The sequence below is a fragment of the Chryseobacterium sp. PTM-20240506 genome (assembly GCF_048296755.1).
Classification (GTDB): domain Bacteria; phylum Bacteroidota; class Bacteroidia; order Flavobacteriales; family Weeksellaceae; genus Chryseobacterium; species Chryseobacterium proteolyticum.
In genome coordinates, this window is the sequence record NZ_CP182581.1 from 1,657,235 (window position 1) to 1,673,969 (window position 16,735).

A 16,735-nucleotide genomic window follows, 5' to 3' on the forward strand; every position below is an offset into this window, starting at 1 on the left:
GTTATTGAGTTTGAATTTTATTGCTTAAGAAATTTTAATAATTCTTCATTGAATTTGTCTTTTTCTTCGAGGAACAGTGCATGTCCGCTGTTTTCAAAAGGAATAAGCTTAGATCCTTTAATAGCTTTGTTCATTTGCTCTGCTAAAGCATAAGCCACTATCCTGTCCTGTTTTGCCTGCATGATAAGGGTCGGAATCTTGATTTTCGGTAAATCTCCACGAAGATCTTCGTCTCTTAAAGCGATTAAAGCCTGCTCCATTGCATAAGCAGATGACTGCATTTCAATCCCTCCCAGCCAGGTACCTACCCCTGGTGAAACAGAAGTTGCGGATAAAACAAATCTTTCACCTATCGTATTCAGTAATCCCGGTCTGTCTACGCTTACAAGGTCTATCCATTTGGTAATATCTTCTTTTGTAAATAGCGGATAAGGATAATCAGGTTTTTTGGTATGAACAGGTGCCGCAGCAGCGAATAATGCCAATTTACTGACATGAGCACTGTTGTATTTCGCCACGTAATGCAAAGCAATCGCACCACCCATAGAATGGCCGCCCAACGTAGCATCTTTGATATCCAATTTGTCTAAAACAGTTTTGATATCAGAAGCAAACTGGTCATAATCATATTTTCCATAAGGCTTGTCCGACTGTCCGAACCCTCTCAGAGTGATTCCTATAACCCGATAACCCGCTTTAATTAAAGGAAGATACTGGTACTCCCATGAAGCATCACTTACCGGATAACCGTGGATTAAAACAACCGGCTTACCTTCTCCAAGGTCGGAAACATGAAGCCTTACATTAGGTTCCACTTCGATATATTCTGCTCTGGCTTTCGTAGATTTTGCCGTATTTTGTGTATTAATATTGGTAAGGAATACCGCTGACAATAAAACGGCAGTACCAAAAATTGTTTTTAGTTTCATAATGATGATATTTTTAATGGCTGATTTTTGACAGATTTATTGTAAACATGTCAAAGTGGTATTGAATCAGCTGCCTTCCCTAAAAGGATCTCCATTTAAAAAGAAGACAGCAGATTTGAAAAAGAAATTATCTTTTTAGTAAATATTTATGCTGCCCTTCCAGAACGAGTTCAGATTTTTGGTTATAGACTCTCACTTTTGTGGTCACTATACCTCTGTCTTCCTGTGGCGTTAAATCGGTGATTTCCAACGAAGAATACAACGTATCTCCTGAATGTACCTCTTTCAAAAAATGGCATGATAATTCTAAAAAAGCAATAAAAACACTTCCGAAGTAATGAGGCAAAAGAGTCGCGCCCGGTGCGGTAAAAGCCAATACCTGCAAACCGTGAACTACCGGAGCTTCATGGCCATATCTTTTTGCATATTCCACATCGTAATGAATCGGATGATTATCACAGGAAACCGTTTGAAAAGCTGAAGCATGTGCATCAGTAAGAGTTCTGCTTGGCGCCCTGAACAATTCACCTACTTTCAGTTCGTCAAACGTACGGGCAGGAACAATAGCAAAATCTTCAGGATTGAATTCCGCTTCGTGAGTTTTTGAGTTTTCCATATATTTTGGATTTGAATGGAATGATAATTATTCAGCAATAAATTCCAAAAGGTCTTTATTAATGGTTTGATGCTCTGTAGTGGGCATTCCGTGAGGGAACCCCGGATATGTGATCAGTTTTCCGTTCTTTAGTAATTTAATTGATTTTAATGCCGCATTGGCAATAGGGACGATTTGGTCATCCTCACCATGCATCACCAAAACAGGAATATCCACAGCTTTTAAATCTTCGGTTAAATCTGTTTCTGAAAAAGCTTTGATCCCGTCATAATGAGCAACAATTCCTCCCATCAATCCTTGTCTCCACCAGTTTCTCTGAACTCCGTCCTTTACACTCGCTCCTTCTCTGTTATAGCCATAGAAAGGGAAAGTAAGATCATAATAAAACTGGTTTCTGTTGTTCATCGTCTGTTCTCTGATATCATCAAAAACTGACATCGGAACACCGTCAGGATTATTTTCACTCTTAACCATTACCGGCGGAATGGCACTGATCAGAACCGCTTTCTTAGCTCTTCCGTTTGCATATTTGTTAACATAACGGATCACTTCTCCACCTCCTGTTGAATGCCCGATGTGTACAACATCTTTCAGATCTAAAAATTCAACCAGTTCTGCAGCATCAGAAGCGTATTGTTCAATAGTATGATTGTAGATATTCTGGCTGGAGCGTCCGTGGCCTCTTCTGTCGTGGGTAACCACTCTGTAGCCTTTCTGTAAAAAGAAAATTACCTGTGCATCCCAGTCATCAGATGATAATGGCCACCCGTGGTGAAACATCAAGACAGGTCCTTGTCCCTGATCTTTGTAAAAAATTTCTGTTCCGTCTTTTAATGTTAATGTGCTCATTGTTGTATTATTTTTTGAATTAAACTTATGAGCATAATGCCAAAAAATAACCCAAAACAACAAAACACCTGATTTACAGAATATTATTTAAAATATCATAATAAAAAAAACTACGATATTTCGTAGTTTTATGATTGCATTATTTAGTTTTGTATAAAGAAAGTTCAATGGAAATAAATTCCATTAAAATTCCGATCATAAATAAACAAAAGCCTTTGAGGTTCCAAAGGCTTGTCTATTGTTTGCTATTTGATGTTTTCTTATTGCTGTTTTACAAACTGTAAATCGCCCGCAAGTTTCACCTGATCGCTTACCATTACTCCTCCGCCCTCAAGCGCAGCATGCCAGGTAAGTCCGAAATCTTTTCTATTGATTTTGCCTTCAAAAGAAAATCCTGCTCTTGTATTTCCGTATGGATCTGCTTTAATTCCGTTGAAATCCACATCAAGAGTAATTGGTTTTGTAATGTGGTTAATGGTAAGATCACCCTTTACTTCATTGCTTAATGCAGAAGCTTCAAAAGTGATTACAGGATGTACTTCAACATTAAAAAAGTCTGCCGATTTCAGGTGATTGTCTCTGTCGGTATTGTATGTAGATATAGAATCTGTCTGAATAGTTGCTACTGTTTTTACATTGGTAAAAGTATCGTCTTCTGCTTCAAGCTGCACATCAAAATTGGTGAAATTTCCTTTGACATTTGAAATCATCATATGTCTTACCTTGAAAGTTATTTCACTGTGTGTCGGGTCTAGGTTCCATTTTGTAGCCATTGTAATTATATTTTAAAGGTTATTTATATCGCAAATTTACAGGCATCCAAGTCTGGAAGTTGTTGATATTTGATAATAAATATTTTGCATCAAAATGATTCAATGATTTATTTTGATAACGGATTTGATAATAACTTTTAATGACCAGATAATTTTCATTAAATTCGTAAATCAAGAAATCAGTTCAGGACCTAACTATGAATATCAATCAGGACAGTTTTTTAATTCTTTTCAGTTATATCGAAGCTCACAGCTCATCCACATTAAGTTCTGATGACAAAAAATTTATACGAGAGTTATTTGTTTACAAAAAAATTGAAAAAAAACTGTTTTTTCTAAAGCAGGGAGAAATTTGCAAATACTGTGGTTTCATCATTAAGGGAGCAATGAAACAATATTCTGTGGACGACTCTGGAAAGGAAAATGTCATCAACCTTTATCTGGAAAACTGGTGGGTAGCTGATCGAGAAAGTCTATTAGGCTCAAAACCGTCCATTTATACTATTGAAGCCTATGAGGATACTGAGATGTTGATGATTTCAAAAGAAGACATTAACGAAATGACAAAAATTCCGGCTTTAAATGAATTGACAAAACGATTGGATATGAACCACGGCATAGCGATGCAAAATCGCATCAATAATGCAATAAGCCTTTCCGCAGCAGAACGTTATCATAATCTTTTTAAAACTCATCCTGCATTTTTACAAAGATTTCCACAACATCTTATTGCATCGTATTTGGGAATTACAAAAGAAACTTTAAGCCGTATCCGTAAACAGAAATAGATTTGAGAAAAATTTAATAAGAATCACCAATTAAATAGTTAACGTTGTTTTGAGCGTTAATAATTAAATCAAGCAAGCTATGAATGTTTATCATGCTCTCCCATTCTTGACAGAATCACTCTTCTCAGTCTATCTTCATTCTCGTCGCCCCAACCGCCTAATACAGAAATTACAGGAATTAGTGTCTTACCAAAATCTGTGAGTGAATATTCAACTTTGGGAGGGACCTGAGCATAGATTTTTTTAGTGACAAGTTCATGCTCTTCAAGTTCCTTTAATTGAATATTTAATACACGCCTTGATGCATCCGGAATTTTACGCTGTAATTCACTTGGACGCAGATGTCCCTGATAGATAAACCATAGCAGGCGGATTTTCCACTTGCCATAAAGGACTTCACCAATAAGGTCAAGGCCACAGTTCAAATTCAAAGGTATTTTTCTTTCATGCATATACAAATGTAGCCCAATGTACCAAATTGTACAATAGGGGAATAAATTATCCCTATGCAATTCGATTTTCCGTTATTGCCTAAAATAGTGATACTTCGGAAATTTGTATCAAAGAATTAGACAATGGAAAATCAATTTAATTACAACAATGAACTTCAAGGTAAAATTGCCTTGGTAACAGGAGGAACAAAAGGGGCCGGACAAGCCATAGCAGAGAGATTGCTACAAGCCGGTGCAAAGGTTATTATTACAGCGAGAAACAAGCCTGAAAAAGAAAATGAAAACCTGCATTTTATTTCGGCCGATTTAAGTACAGCTCAAGGAACACAAAATGTCATCAGCGAAGTGCTGTCTACTTATGGCAGACTCGACATTCTTGTGAACAACCTTGGTTCTTCATCAACACCTGCGGGAGGTTTCATTGCACTAAACGATGAAGATTGGGAATCAACTCTTCGAGCCAATCTGCTTGCTCCGGTGAGACTGGACAGAGGGTTTTTACCACAAATGATAGAGCGCAAAAGCGGTGTTATTATTCATATTGCTTCAATCCAGGGTAAACTGCCATTGTATGATTCTACTTTGCCGTATGCAGCTGCAAAGGCAGCATTGATCAATTACAGTAAAAGTTTGTCAAATGAAGTAACCCCCAAAGGTGTCCGCGTGCTGACTGTTTCACCGGGATGGATCAATACAACGGCATCCACAGCGTGGCTGGGTGAGATTGCAAGAAATGCAAATAGTACAGAAGAAGAAGCCATGCAAAGTGTTATGGATGCATTGGGTGGAATACCTTACGGCAGACCCGCAGAACCGGGAGAAGTTGCTGAATTAGTAGGTTTCCTAGTTTCACCAAGAGCCAGCTATTTAACCGGAACTGAATTTGTAATCGATGGTGGCACAGTGCCAACAGTTTAATCATCTTAAAAAAATAAAAAATGAACCTACCAAAAGTTATCACAGATTTAATCGAAGCCCAAAACAATTTTGACAGTATTGCTTATGCCAATTGTTTTAATGAAAATGCAGAAGTATTTGATGAAGGCAAAACTCATAACGGAAAAACTGAAATTGAAAAATGGATTGATAAAGCCAACAAAGATTACAATGCTACTATGAAGCCTTTAGACTATAATGAAAATGAAAATATTTTATCGGCAGAAGTTTTAGGAGACTTTCCTGGCAGCCCTATTGTTTTGAAGTATCATTTTCAATTGTCTGACGGACATATTCAATCATTGAAAGTAACCGGTTAATATAATAACCGATACAATTAATTAAAGCTGGAGATTTCACTTCAGCTTTTTGGTTTATAAATACTGCTATTCATTCTCTTTTAATAAAAAATGGCTACCATGGGTAGCCATTTTTCTAAATATTTTTATGATATTTCAATCCTTCTTGGTGGCTTCTGCTTTGCATCTTCCTTCTTAGGAATAGTAAGCATAAGCAATCCGTTTTCATATTTCGCGTTAATGTTATCCTGGTCAACAACATTCTTCGGAAGTTCAAAACTACGCTGGAAGGACTGATAACTGAACTCTCTTCGGGTGAAGTTCTCTTCTTTTGTTTCACTACTGTCCTGTTTCATGGATGAAATGGTCAGCAGGTTACCATCAAGGCTGATATCAAAATCATTCTTATCCATTCCGGGTGCAGCAACCTGAACCTCATACGCATCTCCGTTTTCCTTTATATTTACCGATGGTACGGTTGTACTGGTAGATGAGTAATTGTTATTACCCCAGTTAAAAAGTTCACGACTAAAAAAATCATCAAAGATGTTTGAAATGCCTAAATTGCTGTTTCCGTTTCTTTTCATTAGATTATTCATAGTAATCTCTTTTTAAATAAGTTTAACAATTATTTAATAACACATCAGCTGGCCAGCTGTACCTAAAAACCAGCAAAAAAAATACCACCGGATAAATGGTGATATTTTTTCAGAATTTCTGTCAAAATTTCATTTTTGTGACACAAAATGAGTCCTGATTGTAATCCCATATCTCTCATTCCTTATTTTTAACTGCGTACAGATTTGCGAATCTTAACAAATGCACCGCAACTGATCCAAAAGGTGGATAATAATAGAGACAAGCAGGTAATACCTAATCCGGCTTTATACAGATCATATCCTACCATATCGGATTTATAGGCAATAGATAGTGCCAGGATCCCAAATTCCCCGGTCTGAGAAAGCAATGCTCCACCATAAAAACTGTCTTTCCAGCTGAAGTTCAGAATCCGAAAGAAAACGGATGACATAATACTATTGCTTATTAAAACGACCAAGGTACCGATACCAATCAGCATATAATTGGATAAAAGATAATTAATATCCAGTCTTAGACCAATGGATACGAAAAAAAGTGAAATAAAGAAAACCTTGAAGGGCAACAAAGAGTTTTCAAGCCAGTGGAATGCCTGTATTTTTCCAACCAGAACTCCTGCTATAAAACTTCCCAATGCGGCACTCAGACCAATGGTTTCCGCAATAAGACCAAAGCCAAGACAGATAAAAAGGCCAAAAAAAACCTGCAGATCATGGTCATTTTCAAGAAAAGTACTTGAAATTCTGATCTCCCTTAAATTTCTGACCTTCCTGAATATTAAAAAAATACCGATGCATAAAGCTAAAGGAAGCACAAAGTTAAAGATGTTGAATTCTTCACCACTCCAGAACTTTAGCAGGGTCAGTACCGGAGCAAGAAGAAGGTCCTGCAATAACAGGATATTGAGTATAATTATTCCAAAGGCGGTATTTAACGTTCCATGCCTCTTCATAAAATCGACAACAACTGCTGTACTGTTGAACATAAAAAGGATGGCAATCAGGAGAATACTTTTATAGTCCAGGTGAAGTATCCTTCCGAGGAGATAGGCAAATACAAAGCTCAGCAACACTTTAATACTCTGCGCCATCACAGGCTTAATAATAAGACTTCTTTTATTCGGAATATTGATTTCAATTCCGATGAAGAACATCAGCAACAATATCCCGATCTCTCCAATAACTTCTATTTCATCTGGTTTATCTACAATTCTGAAAACATAGGGTCCCAACAATACCCCGGCAATAATATAAGCGATAAGATAGGGCTGCTTAAGTTTTTTCAGCAAAAACATCAGACCTAAAATTGTCATACACAAAACACATACTGTCCAAAGCATATCTCTATAACTATTAGGGTTTAAATATTTCAATCTTTAGATTCAAACAAGTAAAATCCGTTTAAACGGCAGTGTAAAGGTAGCTGGCCGGCTATGTGGAAAGTCAACAAAAAAAATACCAGTCGATATGCTGTGATATTTTTTCTGAAATACTGTCAAAATTTCATGGTTCCTGGTTGCTAAGATTTATTGAGGGAGGCATTCAATATACATTAATTAACTGATTATCAAAAATATATTCGTACCTTACACCCATAAATCTAATTGTTTGCATAGAGCGGATAATTTTATAATTCCAGCATATGCAAACCACCGCAGTACAACCGCATCCCTTATCCCACAAATCAGATAGTAACCCGTCTTCTCAGATCCGAATTGCTTATTTTATCATGGTACACCACAAGCCGGAAATATTTAAGGCAATGTTTGAAAAAATCTACACCCGTGATCAGTTTTACCTGGTTCATATAGACCGGAAAGCCAAAGAAGAGTTTACCGAGGAAATCCAGCAGTATCTGGTACATTTTCCCAACGTTTATATTCTGGAAAGCATAAATATCGTAGCTGGCGGATTCAGTATGATTCAGGCAGAACTTAATGCCATGGAATACTTACTTAATGTGAACGCAGAATGGGATTATTTTGTCAACCTAAGCGGAGAAGATTATCCGCTTAAATCACAAAATATTATCCGTCAGTTTCTCACAGTAAATAATGGCAGGAACTATCTTTTTTATTATGATCAGAAGTTTTACAGACCTGCTACGCTTCAGAGGATACAGAACCACTTCACGGAACTCACCCATAAAATCTCTTCAATGATTTATAAAAGGGCATTCATGGACGGTGTTACTCCTTATATCGGCGGAAAATGGTTTATGTTCACCCGAGAAACATGTTCCTTTTTAACCAATAACAAGCGGGTAATGGATTTTGAGGATTATTATTTACATACGCTCTTACCTGCAGAATCATTTTTTCAGACCGTGCTCATGAATACGGTTTTTAAAGATATTATTGTAAATGATGATAAAAGGGCATCTATTGAAAAATCTTTTTTTAACAGGGATCAATCCCAAAATCATCTTATCGGATTATTAAAAACTACTAACCAGCTTTTTATCCGAAAGTTAAATCATGAGATCCATCAAAATATTCTTAAATATATTGATGAAACTTACCACCTTCCACTAACTGAAGTGAACGAGGTGGAAAGAGAACTAAAAAGGGATGAGCATAACGATAAATGGTCATAATAGAGTTATTAAAACTTACCAAGTAAGTGATATTGATCTTCTATCCCCTGATAATCTGGTAAAAAGCTATTAATCTTTCAATATATACTCTTCATATACTGTATTGATCAGCTGATCGGAATGGATGTTCCGTGAAAAAATGGGATAATGAAAGCGATCCAGCTTATTGAGAATACGTATAAGTTCCATCTTTTCGTTGTAATTAAGGTTTCCTGCCACAATATTCGTGGCCTGGCGGATCTTTTCCATTTGTTTTTCTAAAACCGATAATCCCCTTTCCGTGATACGGATCAATTTGCTGCGTTTATCGACCTCGGATTCCGTCTGCTCTATAAGTCCCTGGCGCAGTAATCTTGCAATAATAAGCATACCTACCGGTTTATCATGAATATTTTTCTTGATAAGAGCCATCTTCGTCATTTCTCCGAACGCCTTTAAATTAATTAAATAGATAAAATCTTCCTGGGTGGAAAATTCAGAATCAAGAATAGCAGATTTTGAATAGGTTTTTGCATACCGATTCAGATGAACGAGCAGTGTACTGATAGCACTTTCCGGCGTCCTTCCGTTCTCTTTACCCTCCCAATAGGGCTCCTCTAAAGGATTTGATCTCATATTTCCCTGAGCAGAAATCCACGCTTTAAAGCCCTGGATATTGTCCGGATATAAATCAGGATTGGAACGGACCTCCGTTTCAAAATCCTGTAACAGATCTATACAATCTTTAATAAGCGTGTAATTCATTTTAATTAAATAGTTTACAAATATACCAAATTCCTCATACAAGTCTATAGCTTACCATTATGAGCTAGACCAAATAAAATTGATTCAGCTGCTCTTCGCAAAGTGTCCGGATGACTTCAATCCATCGGTCTTCATCATTCAGGCAAGGTATATAATTGAAATTTTCACCACCTGCTTCCAGAAAGAGTTCTTTTCCCTCAACTGAAATTTCTTCCAGGGTTTCAAGGCAATCTGAAACAAATGCAGGACAAACAATAGCAAGATTTTTAATTCCTTTTCCGGGAATCGTTTTTAATGTATGATCTGTATAAGGTTCAATCCATTTGTCTTTTCCTAATCGGGACTGAAAAGAGACAATCACTTTATCTTTAGGTAATCCCAGTTTTTTGATCACCTGCTCGGTGGTATTAAAACACTGATGGCGGTAACAAAACGAATGGCTGGGAAGAGTATCTTTATAACAGCAATCATTCATATTACAGGTCTTCGTTGGATCCGTTTTGTAAATATGTCTTTCCGGAACCCCATGATAAGAGAACAACAAGGCATCAAAATTTTCAGGAAGTTTCTCCCGGATACTTTCTGCCAGACAATTGATATACAGTTCCCGATGATAAAAAGGCTGAATGTAATTGATCTTTATATGGGGAAATTTTTTATTTCTTATTTCTTCAGCTTTTTCAATCACAGTTTCGGTAGTACTCATCGCATATTGGGGATAAAGCGGAAGTAAAACAATTTCTGTAACTCCCTTTTCAGCCAGGTTCCTGATGCCTGTTTCAATGCTGGGTTCAGCATACCGCATTCCTATTTCAACGGGAACATCCACGAGCTTTTGCAGCTTTTGCCGTATCTTTTTTGTTATAACAATAAGGGGTGAGCCTTCATCTGTCCAGACGGTTTTATAAGCTTCTGCTGATTTCGCAGGCCGGGTATTTAAAATAATTCCACGAACCAGAAGTGCCCGGAAAATCCACCTGTAATCAATCACTTTTTCATCCATCAGGAATTCATCCAGATATTCTTTTACATCCTCTACCGCCGTTGATCTTGGTGAACCAAGATTGATTAATAAAATTCCTTTTTTTGCCATGTCTTTTTCTTTATTCTGCTAATGCTTCCTTATAAGTTTTTAATGCTCTTTCTCTGGCTTTTGCATGTTCTACAATCGGTTCTTCCTTGTAATCTGCGGGAAGCCATTTTGTGATATATTTAGTGTCTTTATCAAATTTTTTAGTCTGCTCATATGGATTAAATATCCTGAAGTAAGGTGCGGCATCACAACCGCAACCTGCAGCCCATTGCCAGTTCCCGTTATTGGCTGCGAGATCATAGTCTAATAATTTTTCAGCAAAATAGGCTTCTCCCCATCGCCAATCAATGAGCAGATGCTTGGTAAGAAAACTTGCAGTGATCATTCTTACCCTGTTATGCATAAATCCGGTTTGATTGAGCTCTCTCATTCCGGCATCCACAATAGGATATCCTGTTTTACCTTTACACCAAGCCTTAAACTCTTTTTCATCATTCCTCCACTTAATATCTTCATATTTCTTTTTAAAACAATGATGGACAACATCTGGAAAATGATACAGAATCTGCATGAAAAATTCCCTCCAGATAAGCTCATTAAGCCAGACTTCATTATGCTTAACAGCGTACCGTATACATTTCCTTACCGAAATGGTACCGAAACGCAGCGCGATCCCAAGGTGTGTCGTATGATCCATAGCTGGAAAATCCCTGTATTTTCCGTAAGAATCTATTATATTCTTTTTCAGCTCAGGTTCTTTAAATTCAAGATCTGTTTTCTTAAATCCGATTTTTTTCAGTGAGATGATCTCCGAAGGCCCGTTATAATCTGCAAACTGATCCAATTGTATGGTAAAAGTTTCTACGTTTTTCAAATTTGCCTTCCATTTCTTAGAATACGGAGTAAAAACGGTATAAGGAGAAAGGTCATCCTTCACAATATCATTACCCTCAAACAGTACCTGATCTTTAAAATCTTTAAAATCAATATGACTTTTCAGCAGCAGATCAGCTACCCGTTGGTCCCTTTGTATGGCTGAAGGTTCATAATCCCTGTTGCAAAAAACCGTATCAATAGTAAAATCCTCCGTTAGTTTTTTAAAGGCATCGACGGGACTACCATAATAAACCGTAAGTCCGCTGTTGTATTTTTGCAAAGTCTGATGCATCCGTTGCAAAGCCTGATGAATATAATCTACTCGTTTATCATTTTTATCCGGAAGACGGTCCAGGATCTCAGTATCAAAGATAAAAACAGGAACAACCTTTAACCCTGAGGTAAGGGCATGATGAAGCCCAACATTATCTTCCAGCCTAAGGTCTCTTCTGAACCAAAAAATATTTACTTTCTCCATGAGGTATCTTTTACAATTAAAGTATAGTATTTGTTTAATAGCTGGGAATTTTCTGTTCTTTACTTTCAGTCAGTTTTTTAAAGAAATAAATAATAAGCAAAAACTGGCTGTAACCATACACAGCATCTTCGACAGGAATGGTCCCCATTCTGATCCCCATAAACTCATCAGCGTTATAATTCACCACCGGAGATTGAATCAAAGAACCGGTAAGTATTCCATTTACAGCAAAGAATCCCGGCATTAAGACCAGATACACAAAGCTTGCTTTCCCTATCCATTCTTTTTTACCTATAAAATGGAGATAACAAAGGGTGAAAATCGTAACAATGATCGTTACCAGGGTATATATTCTGTCATAAAAAAGAAGTCCTGTAACACTGAGGATAATAACGGCAGCAAATACGATCAGGTTATTGAAAGCATTGGCCCAGTCCAGATTAAAAAATTTGTCCAGACAGTAGTAGGTAAAAACACACGCAAAGGGAATGCAGAAAAAAAACAGCCACTCTTCAATAGGAAGTCCGGCCATCTTAAATCCCATAGTGTACCTGAGATCAAACCACCACACCCCTTTTGCAGTGAACCATATATCCCAGCCAATAAAAGGAATGGCTACAATAGCAGAGGAAATCAAAAACTTTCCGAAAAGCTTATGAAACTGTATTCTCTTATCAAAAGAAGCCAAAAAGCAAATGATAACAGTGAAAAAATTGATTAGTATGTAAGTATAAGGCATCATTTTTTATTGAAATACATTTTAAAATATTTTACAGGAACCCACAAAAAACCAAAGCACTCCCCGCTTTCCTTTCCCAGATGTTTATGATGCTGTTTATGGGCACGTCTGATGGCAAGGAAATACGGATTCTTTGTCTTAGTAAAGACCTTTGCCCTTTGATGAATAAAAATATCATGCACAAAGAAATAGGCCATTCCATAAAGGCTTATTCCAAGGCCTACAAAAAAAAGATAACTGAATTCCTGTTTTACTCCAAGGTATAATAGAGCAATGGCCGGGCTTGCGAAAATGAAAAAGAAGAGGTCATTTCTTTCCAGTTTTCCATCATGACTATGGTCATGATGATCGCGATGCAGGCTCCAGAGAAAACCGTGCATAATATACCTGTGGATGAGCCATGTTGCGCCTTCCATTGAAATAAAAACACCTAAGACGATCAGAAAATTCATGTTAATAATCATTATTGTTAAAAAGAGCATTTAAAACGCCGGACCTTAAATCGAATATACTTTCGAGCTTTTTCTTTATAAATAACCGATGGGCTATTCTTCCTATGATCCCCAGGGGAAGTTCATAATCTACGGTATCTTTCATCAATACTCCTTTATCATTTGGAATGAATTCATGAAAATGATTCCAATACTTATACGGACCTTTTTTCTGGAAGCCGGTAAAGCTTTTATAATCTTCTACCTGGCTGATCATCATTTCCCATTTGATCGGGCTTCCTAAAAAAGACAAGACCCTATACTCTATTTCCATTCCTTTAAAAACCGGCCGGTCCAGAATACCCGAAACAACCAGAAAATTCATTACTTCAGGAGTTGCTTCAGAAAAATGATCATGCGATGAGAAGAAATTCCAGACCGATTCGATAGTACAATTTAACTGTTGCTCCCTGTATAATCTGTGTAACATTCTTTTTATTAATTAGAAATAAGCAGCTTTGTATCTTATATAGCTTTTGAACGCAACAAAAAGTTTCTGTGAATTAGCGATCCTCACCCTTTGCTGTAAAATACGATGAGAGCTTGTCTTCTTTATTTTTTCAAACAATGACAGATAGTATCTGTATGCGAGGTATACTCCGAACATAGAGGAACCCGGTAATTTTTTAATCCCCTGTAATGCTTCTTTAAATTCTCCTTCAATTTCTTTTTCGATCTGCCCTTTCACGGTGTTATCAAAGACAGACATATTTACAGACGGGAAATAGGTTCGTCCAAGGACCTGATAGTCATCTTTCAAATCCCTTAAAAAATTAACTTTCTGAAAAGCAGAGCCCAATTTCATGGCAAACGGTTTCAGCTTTTCAAATTGCTGCTTGTCACCTTCAGTAAAAATCTGCAGACACATCAAACCCACCACTTCAGCAGAGCCATAGATATATTCATCATAGAGTTCCGAGTTATAATCAATTTTATGAAGATCCATTTCCATGCTGTGTAAAAACTGCCTGATCAGCCTTGTATCGATATCATACCTGCGAACTGTTTCCTGAAAGGAATGCAAAATGGGATTCAGCGATATACCCTCTTCCAGTGCCCGATAGGTTTCAGCTCTTAATCTTTTCAAAAGTCTCTCTTTATCATAGCAATGAAAACTATCAACAATTTCATCTGCCAGGCGTACATAACCATAAATAGCATAAATAGCAGGTCTGATGGATGGCTTCAATGCCAATATTCCTAGTGAGAAACTGGAACTGTATTTTTGTGTGGTGCTCTTACTGACTTCGTAAGACAATTCATCAAACAATTTTTTCATATTAATTTATTTTTAGTTTACTAACTTCAGCCGCTACAATTTTTCCGGAAATTACTGACGGAGGAACACCCGGTCCCGGAACTGTTAATTGTCCTGTATAAAAAAGATTCTTAATCTTTTTGTTTCTTATTTTAGGTTTTAAAACAGCCGTCTGGGATAATGTATTGGATAATCCGTACGCGTTACCTTCATAAGCATTATAATCTGAAATAAAATCGCTGACACAATAACTTCTTTTGTATTCAATTCTGGATAGGAGACCGCTTTCTCCCGTATGTTTTTCAATTCTTGCAAGCATTTTCATCAGATATTGCTCTCTTAGAGACTCTTCGTCATGTATTCCCGGAGCAAGAGGCAACAGCAAGAAAAGATTTTCGCCATCCTGAGGTGCTACATCCGGATCTGTCTTTGAAGGACAGCATACATAAAACAAGGGTTTTGACGGCCACTTCTTATCTTTATAAATACAATCTATATGATCATCAAGCTCATTTTCAAAAAACAGGGTGTGATGCTTTAAATGAGGAATTTTCCCTTTAACACCGAGATAATAGATGAGACATGAAGGAGCAAAGGTTCTGGTTTTCCAATAGGCATCGGTATAGTTTCTGAGGGATTCAGGAATTAATGTTTCAGTATGATGATAGTCTGATGAGGCAATGACGGCATCAAATTCATGGTCTTCCCCATTGATCCTGATGGAAGTAACTTTGCCTTTTTCCGTATTGAACTGCTGTACGTTATGGTTAAAATGGAAAGTTGCGCCTTGTTTTTCTGCCACCTTCTTCATGGCAAGAACAAGCTGATAAAATCCTCCCATAGGATATTTTGTTCCCAGGACATATCCTCCGTAATTCATCAGGCTGTACAATGCGGGAATATGTTGCGGTGAAGCACCGAGGAATATAACCGGAAATTCCATCAGTGATCTGAGCTTCGGATCCGAAAAGTAGCCCGAAACATATTTTCTGAAATTACTTACAAGATCAAGTTTCAGAGCACTGCCCGCTATTTTTAAAGACGCGAATTCAAGCCAGCTGTAACATGGTTTTGTCACAAAGTCTTTCATCCCCGTTTCATATTTGAATTGAGCAGACTGCATAAACTGATCATAACGCCGGCCAGCTCCGGGTTCTATTTTTTCAAATAAATCCCGGATTTCACTGTTTTTCTCGGGAACTGAGACTTTCTCTTTTGAAAAAACCATTTCAAACTGAGGATCTAACGATACCAATTGAAAAAAATCGGATGCTTTATAATCAAAATCACTGAAAAAGTCTTCAATGATATCAGGCATCCAATACCAGCTTGGTCCCATATCAAAAACATACCCGTTTTCCGTTTTAAATTGTCTTGCCCGTCCGCCAGGCTGGTTATGCTTTTCAAATACATGTACTTCATGTCCTGATTTTGCAGCATACGCAGCAGCAGAAAGTCCGGAAAATCCCGAGCCTATCACGGCAATTCTTTTTCTTAAGCTATTGGTATTCGTTATCATTTATTTAATCATTTTAACACAGACTTTTAAACTTCATCAGTTCAGCTTTTTATAGACAGCGTCCAGTAATTCCTGGGCTTCCAGATTCATACGGTAAAGGGAATGATGAAATTCATCCAATTTAGAGAGTATGGCAATGAACAGCATTTGTTCAGAATGGGTAAGGTTTCCTACTACAGCCCTTGAGGCTTTACGGATTTCATCCATATGCTCATTTAATACAGTAAGGCCTTCCTGTGTTAGCTGAACATGTTTTGTTCTTTTATCTTTTTGAGAAATCTCCTGTTTTACCCAGCCATTTCTGATCAAACGATTAATAATAAGAATGCCCGAAGATTTTTCATGCACATTACGTCTTATCAATTCCATTTTGGTCATGGGTCCTACAGACTTCAGGCTTACAAGGTAAATGAAATCATCCTGGCTTGAAAAAACGGAGTGGTAGGTTGCTGATCGCGAGTAAGATTTTGCATATCTCCCCATCCTTGTCAATAAAGTATTGATAATACTGTCGGTGCTCCTTCCTGATTCCATCCCCAGCCATCCAGGTTCTGATTCAGAATCCTCAGGATGCGAAATAATTAACCATTCCGCAAAACCCTGGATGTCGTTACTGTATAGAGCTTTGTCTTCATTTTGCTCCATAAATTGCTGAATAAGCTCTACCACTGTTTTGATAAGATCATAATTCATAGCGAATAAATTAGTACACAAATATACTTATAAAAGAATATAAATATACTTTTATTGTATTTTATTTTTG

General features: G+C 37.2%; 20 protein-coding genes. 4 read left to right on the forward strand and 16 right to left on the reverse strand.

From position 1 onward, the window contains the following. Positions 1-17 precede the first annotated feature (17 nt). From ACNFU2_RS07270 to ACNFU2_RS07285, 4 genes are all read right to left on the reverse strand, one after another. Positions 18-929 carry an alpha/beta fold hydrolase gene (locus ACNFU2_RS07270; protein ID WP_273648471.1) on the reverse strand — a complete coding sequence of 304 codons (912 nt, stop codon included), beginning with the start codon at positions 927-929 and terminating at the stop codon, positions 18-20. A 127-nt stretch (positions 930-1,056) separates the two neighbouring features. Continuing rightward, on the reverse strand, positions 1,057-1,545 hold the full coding sequence (locus tag ACNFU2_RS07275; RefSeq protein WP_172279137.1) for a MaoC family dehydratase: 489 nt from the start codon (positions 1,543-1,545) through the stop codon (positions 1,057-1,059). Positions 1,546-1,572: 27 nt separating this feature from the next. Further along, positions 1,573-2,394: an alpha/beta fold hydrolase gene (locus ACNFU2_RS07280; RefSeq protein WP_172279139.1), complete on the reverse strand. Its 822-nt coding sequence runs from the start codon at positions 2,392-2,394 to the stop codon at positions 1,573-1,575. A gap of 260 nt (positions 2,395-2,654) precedes the next feature. After that, positions 2,655-3,167, reverse strand: coding sequence for a YceI family protein (locus ACNFU2_RS07285; RefSeq protein ID WP_273648472.1), 513 nt, complete (start codon positions 3,165-3,167; stop codon positions 2,655-2,657). 197 nt (positions 3,168-3,364) lie between these two features. On the opposite strand from ACNFU2_RS07285, the gene ACNFU2_RS07290 reads away from it, so the two are divergent. After that, positions 3,365-3,955 carry a Crp/Fnr family transcriptional regulator gene (locus ACNFU2_RS07290; RefSeq protein WP_418124460.1) on the forward strand — a complete coding sequence of 197 codons (591 nt, stop codon included), beginning with the start codon at positions 3,365-3,367 and terminating at the stop codon, positions 3,953-3,955. A 77-nt stretch (positions 3,956-4,032) separates the two neighbouring features. Here the strand turns inward: ACNFU2_RS07290 and ACNFU2_RS07295 are convergent, their stop codons facing one another. Beyond that, positions 4,033-4,386, reverse strand: a complete 354-nt coding sequence (locus tag ACNFU2_RS07295; RefSeq protein WP_228456963.1) for a winged helix-turn-helix transcriptional regulator — start codon at positions 4,384-4,386, stop codon at positions 4,033-4,035. 144 nt (positions 4,387-4,530) lie between these two features. Here ACNFU2_RS07295 and ACNFU2_RS07300 point away from each other — a divergent pair, with 144 nt between their 5' ends. Together ACNFU2_RS07300 and ACNFU2_RS07305 are read left to right on the forward strand one after the other, a co-directional pair. Further along, entirely contained in the window at positions 4,531-5,325 is a 795-nt protein-coding gene (locus tag ACNFU2_RS07300) for an SDR family oxidoreductase (protein WP_172279147.1), read from the forward strand. A 20-nt stretch (positions 5,326-5,345) separates the two neighbouring features. Beyond that, complete coding sequence (locus tag ACNFU2_RS07305; RefSeq protein WP_418124462.1) at positions 5,346-5,663, forward strand: nuclear transport factor 2 family protein; 318 nt, start codon at positions 5,346-5,348, stop codon at positions 5,661-5,663. A 125-nt stretch (positions 5,664-5,788) separates the two neighbouring features. Here the strand turns inward: ACNFU2_RS07305 and ACNFU2_RS07310 are convergent, their stop codons facing one another. Both ACNFU2_RS07310 and ACNFU2_RS07315 read right to left on the reverse strand, forming a co-directional pair. Further along, positions 5,789-6,241, reverse strand: coding sequence for an Hsp20/alpha crystallin family protein (locus tag ACNFU2_RS07310; protein ID WP_172279151.1), 453 nt, complete (start codon positions 6,239-6,241; stop codon positions 5,789-5,791). 188 nt (positions 6,242-6,429) lie between these two features. After that, positions 6,430-7,578: a cation:proton antiporter gene (locus ACNFU2_RS07315; protein WP_418124465.1), complete on the reverse strand. Its 1,149-nt coding sequence runs from the start codon at positions 7,576-7,578 to the stop codon at positions 6,430-6,432. A 302-nt stretch (positions 7,579-7,880) separates the two neighbouring features. On the opposite strand from ACNFU2_RS07315, the gene ACNFU2_RS07320 reads away from it, so the two are divergent. Next, a complete protein-coding gene (locus ACNFU2_RS07320) occupies positions 7,881-8,834 on the forward strand; it encodes a beta-1,6-N-acetylglucosaminyltransferase (protein ID WP_418124467.1) in 954 nt (317 codons plus the stop codon). A gap of 69 nt (positions 8,835-8,903) precedes the next feature. On the opposite strand, the gene ACNFU2_RS07325 is transcribed toward ACNFU2_RS07320, so the two are convergent. From ACNFU2_RS07325 to ACNFU2_RS07365, 9 genes are all read right to left on the reverse strand, one after another. Next, positions 8,904-9,578, reverse strand: coding sequence for a MarR family winged helix-turn-helix transcriptional regulator (locus tag ACNFU2_RS07325; protein ID WP_172279157.1), 675 nt, complete (start codon positions 9,576-9,578; stop codon positions 8,904-8,906). Between the two features lie 64 nt (positions 9,579-9,642). Beyond that, complete coding sequence (hemH, locus tag ACNFU2_RS07330) at positions 9,643-10,671, reverse strand: ferrochelatase (RefSeq protein WP_418124470.1); 1,029 nt, start codon at positions 10,669-10,671, stop codon at positions 9,643-9,645. A 10-nt stretch (positions 10,672-10,681) separates the two neighbouring features. Then, positions 10,682-11,965, reverse strand: a complete 1,284-nt coding sequence (locus tag ACNFU2_RS07335) for a cryptochrome/photolyase family protein (protein WP_172279161.1) — start codon at positions 11,963-11,965, stop codon at positions 10,682-10,684. Positions 11,966-11,999: 34 nt separating this feature from the next. Then, a complete protein-coding gene (locus ACNFU2_RS07340) occupies positions 12,000-12,707 on the reverse strand; it encodes a lycopene cyclase domain-containing protein (protein ID WP_172279163.1) in 708 nt (235 codons plus the stop codon). Further along, complete coding sequence (locus ACNFU2_RS07345; RefSeq protein WP_172279165.1) at positions 12,704-13,156, reverse strand: sterol desaturase family protein; 453 nt, start codon at positions 13,154-13,156, stop codon at positions 12,704-12,706. The genes ACNFU2_RS07340 and ACNFU2_RS07345 overlap by 4 nt, the downstream gene beginning before the upstream one ends. A 1-nt stretch (position 13,157) precedes the next feature. Then, positions 13,158-13,625 carry an SRPBCC family protein gene (locus tag ACNFU2_RS07350; protein WP_418124473.1) on the reverse strand — a complete coding sequence of 156 codons (468 nt, stop codon included), beginning with the start codon at positions 13,623-13,625 and terminating at the stop codon, positions 13,158-13,160. Positions 13,626-13,637: 12 nt separating this feature from the next. Beyond that, complete coding sequence (locus ACNFU2_RS07355; RefSeq protein ID WP_273648485.1) at positions 13,638-14,474, reverse strand: phytoene/squalene synthase family protein; 837 nt, start codon at positions 14,472-14,474, stop codon at positions 13,638-13,640. A 1-nt stretch (position 14,475) separates the two neighbouring features. Then, the gene (locus tag ACNFU2_RS07360) at positions 14,476-15,972 is read right to left on the reverse strand and encodes a phytoene desaturase family protein (RefSeq protein ID WP_273648486.1); all 1,497 of its coding nucleotides are present in this window, start codon (positions 15,970-15,972) and stop codon (positions 14,476-14,478) included. 36 nt (positions 15,973-16,008) lie between these two features. Next, positions 16,009-16,665, reverse strand: a complete 657-nt coding sequence (locus tag ACNFU2_RS07365; protein WP_418124475.1) for a MarR family winged helix-turn-helix transcriptional regulator — start codon at positions 16,663-16,665, stop codon at positions 16,009-16,011. Positions 16,666-16,735 lie beyond the last annotated feature (70 nt).

Coding starts and splice junctions, on each gene's coding strand:
- ACNFU2_RS07270 (WP_273648471.1), bottom strand. CDS start 929: ATGAAACTAAAAACAATTTTTGGTACTGCCGTTTTATTGTCAGCGGTA.
- ACNFU2_RS07275 (WP_172279137.1), bottom strand. CDS start 1,545: ATGGAAAACTCAAAAACTCACGAAGCGGAATTCAATCCTGAAGATTTT.
- ACNFU2_RS07280 (WP_172279139.1), bottom strand. CDS start 2,394: ATGAGCACATTAACATTAAAAGACGGAACAGAAATTTTTTACAAAGAT.
- ACNFU2_RS07285 (WP_273648472.1), bottom strand. CDS start 3,167: ATGGCTACAAAATGGAACCTAGACCCGACACACAGTGAAATAACTTTC.
- ACNFU2_RS07290 (WP_418124460.1), top strand. CDS start 3,365: ATGAATATCAATCAGGACAGTTTTTTAATTCTTTTCAGTTATATCGAA.
- ACNFU2_RS07300 (WP_172279147.1), top strand. CDS start 4,531: ATGGAAAATCAATTTAATTACAACAATGAACTTCAAGGTAAAATTGCC.
- ACNFU2_RS07305 (WP_418124462.1), top strand. CDS start 5,346: ATGAACCTACCAAAAGTTATCACAGATTTAATCGAAGCCCAAAACAAT.
- ACNFU2_RS07310 (WP_172279151.1), bottom strand. CDS start 6,241: ATGAATAATCTAATGAAAAGAAACGGAAACAGCAATTTAGGCATTTCA.
- ACNFU2_RS07315 (WP_418124465.1), bottom strand. CDS start 7,578: ATGCTTTGGACAGTATGTGTTTTGTGTATGACAATTTTAGGTCTGATG.
- ACNFU2_RS07320 (WP_418124467.1), top strand. CDS start 7,881: ATGCAAACCACCGCAGTACAACCGCATCCCTTATCCCACAAATCAGAT.
- ACNFU2_RS07325 (WP_172279157.1), bottom strand. CDS start 9,578: ATGAATTACACGCTTATTAAAGATTGTATAGATCTGTTACAGGATTTT.
- hemH (WP_418124470.1), bottom strand. CDS start 10,671: ATGGCAAAAAAAGGAATTTTATTAATCAATCTTGGTTCACCAAGATCA.
- ACNFU2_RS07335 (WP_172279161.1), bottom strand. CDS start 11,965: ATGGAGAAAGTAAATATTTTTTGGTTCAGAAGAGACCTTAGGCTGGAA.
- ACNFU2_RS07340 (WP_172279163.1), bottom strand. CDS start 12,707: ATGATGCCTTATACTTACATACTAATCAATTTTTTCACTGTTATCATT.
- ACNFU2_RS07345 (WP_172279165.1), bottom strand. CDS start 13,156: ATGAATTTTCTGATCGTCTTAGGTGTTTTTATTTCAATGGAAGGCGCA.
- ACNFU2_RS07350 (WP_418124473.1), bottom strand. CDS start 13,625: ATGTTACACAGATTATACAGGGAGCAACAGTTAAATTGTACTATCGAA.
- ACNFU2_RS07355 (WP_273648485.1), bottom strand. CDS start 14,474: ATGAAAAAATTGTTTGATGAATTGTCTTACGAAGTCAGTAAGAGCACC.
- ACNFU2_RS07360 (WP_273648486.1), bottom strand. CDS start 15,972: ATGATAACGAATACCAATAGCTTAAGAAAAAGAATTGCCGTGATAGGC.
- ACNFU2_RS07365 (WP_418124475.1), bottom strand. CDS start 16,665: ATGAATTATGATCTTATCAAAACAGTGGTAGAGCTTATTCAGCAATTT.